This is a genomic window from Actinoplanes campanulatus (assembly GCF_014647795.1).
In the GTDB taxonomy this organism is placed as follows: Bacteria; Actinomycetota; Actinomycetes; order Mycobacteriales; family Micromonosporaceae; genus Actinoplanes; species Actinoplanes campanulatus.
Window position 1 is genome coordinate 1 of sequence record NZ_BMPW01000086.1, and the last position, 709, is coordinate 709.

A 709-nucleotide genomic window follows, 5' to 3' on the forward strand; every position below is an offset into this window, starting at 1 on the left:
AATTATAGACGCCAAGCTTGTCGAAACATTTTTAAAAGGCAGAGAGTCGTTTCTCATCGATCTTGTTGAACTTGTTTATCGAGCACATCACGCTGGAAATACAGTATGCCCCGATAGTTATTTTCTTCGGTTTCCAGATGCTCCACGAGATCGTATCATAGCGTTGCCATCTTATATCAATGATCAAACCTGTGTGTCGGGAATTAAATGGATTTCTAGCTTTCCTGAGAATGTTGATCATGGGCTACAAAGAGCTTCAGCAGTCATCGTGCTAAATAACACAGATAACGGCTATGCTTATGCGTTCATCGAGGCCAGCCGCATTAGCGCGGCTCGTACAGCTGCCTCGGCTGCGCTTGCAGTTCGAGTTCTTCACGGTGCTCCTACGAGTATCGGTGTAGTAGGCAGTGGCCCTATCGCACAGACAACTTTACATTTTATTAAGTCGCTATACACGACAGCGGTTCCAGTGAAAATTCACGACTTAAATAGTGAATTAGTCGCACGTATAGTCACTCGCCACGGCCCCGAGTGTTCGGTAGCCAGTTTAGAAGAAGCTCTTGGCTGTGATCTCGTGCTATTAGCCACCAGCGCCGGAACTCCTTATGTGCCGATGAGTGTACGTTTCCAACCGAACCAGCTCGTTCTCAATATCTCGCTTCGTGATTTACACCCTGAGACCATTCGAACGGCTAATAACGTGTTTGAT

The 709-nt window shown here is 46.5% G+C and carries 1 pseudogene; it reads left to right on the forward strand.

The features are described 5' to 3' along the window. Positions 1-709: pseudogene (locus IEZ13_RS46165) on the forward strand (2,3-diaminopropionate biosynthesis protein SbnB); the annotation flags it as partial.